Source organism: Paenibacillus sp. 01L418 (assembly GCF_056400045.1).
Map to the genome: position 1 here is coordinate 1 of NZ_JBFTSN010000753.1, position 1,335 is coordinate 1,335.

Below are 1,335 nucleotides of genomic sequence, written 5' to 3' on the forward strand. Positions count from 1 at the left end.
CAGTTGTTAAAGAAACTGTCGTTCATCTCTGACCAATGGCTGGACGGAAAACACGAGAAGGGTTATTCTCTCGGATGGTTTGATGAAGATTATTTGCAGCTCGCGCCCATTGCGCTATTAAAAAATTCAGATGATCAAATTATTGCTTTCGCTTCTTTGACGCCTGCCTATGATGGTACGACCTTATCTGTAGATTTAATGCGCTATTTAAAATCCACCCCAAATGGAACGATGGATCAATTGTTCATTTGCCTTATGGAGTGGGCAAAAACAGAAGGATATGCGCAATTTAATTTAGGGATGGCTCCACTTTCGAGTGTAGGCCAGAGCCAAAACGCAATAAAAGAAGAGAAGCTGGCACGCATTCTGTTCGAGTATGGCGGAAGCTGGTATGGCTTTGTTGGCCTCCGGCGATACAAAGACAAGTTCTCACCACATTGGGAGCCTCGCTATTTGGCGTATCCTTCGACAGTATCATTACCGCTATTGCTAGTCGAGCTGGTACGGTTAATCTCACGGCACCCGAATAAAAACAAATAAAAGCAAAGCCCATGGAATCCCATGGGCTTTGCTTTTATTTATAGAATAAGCTCGTTAATTAATGCTGCCTACAAGCTTCATAACGGCGTCTCGCGTTAATTTGTTACCGCCAACAGCAATGAGGTTAATGGTTGCATGTGCCAGCGTAAGCGGAATTTTGCAAAACTCTAGCGCAGGACCGCCTTTTAAATCAGATATATACGAATCCGCCAACTTCAGGTTGCGGCGCGTGTACTTAATCATTTCTTTCTGTCCCCAGCCTTCAGGGAAAAAGTCTACGCCACGTTCAAGATCCTCTGTGCGATTACGCAGAATATTTACGGCTTGTAAGCCTCTTCCGAAAGCAACTGCTTTGATTCGGTCTGATTTCGTGCCATCGTGCCAGAACCATATGTCAGACAACATTTCCCCTACCATACCGGCAACACTATAAGTATAATTATCCAGATCCTCTTCCGTTCGGATATCCCAGCCTTCATGAACCCAATCAGCCATCTGCTTGGCCATTGTCGCTGTATGGTTATAAACGACATTCGTAACCGTCGGAGGACATAAAAGCGCCCATTCATGAATTCTCATCGTAACTTCCGGCAGTGTTTCTGCATAAGGAGAAAGGAGTTTTTGCGATTCATTAATCACATCATCGGAACTAAACGCATCATGAATGCCAAGCAATAATTCTGCTTTCACCTCATCTGCTAGCGTCTCATGATCCTCAATTTCATCAATTGCTCTCATACACAAATAAGCGGATGCAACTGCATCCTTTAAACCTGACTTCAACCTGCTGATGGG

2 protein-coding genes are annotated in these 1,335 nt (G+C 44.3%); one reads left to right on the forward strand and one right to left on the reverse strand.

From position 1 onward, the window contains the following. Positions 1-540, forward strand: a 540-nt coding sequence (locus tag AC1DSE_RS35350) for a phosphatidylglycerol lysyltransferase domain-containing protein (protein ID WP_477529130.1), incomplete at its 5' end; no start/stop codon positions are given. Between the two features lie 54 nt (positions 541-594). Here the strand turns inward: AC1DSE_RS35350 and AC1DSE_RS35355 are convergent. After that, a partial coding sequence (locus AC1DSE_RS35355; protein WP_477529131.1) for a squalene/phytoene synthase family protein occupies positions 595-1,335 on the reverse strand: 741 nt, incomplete at its 5' end.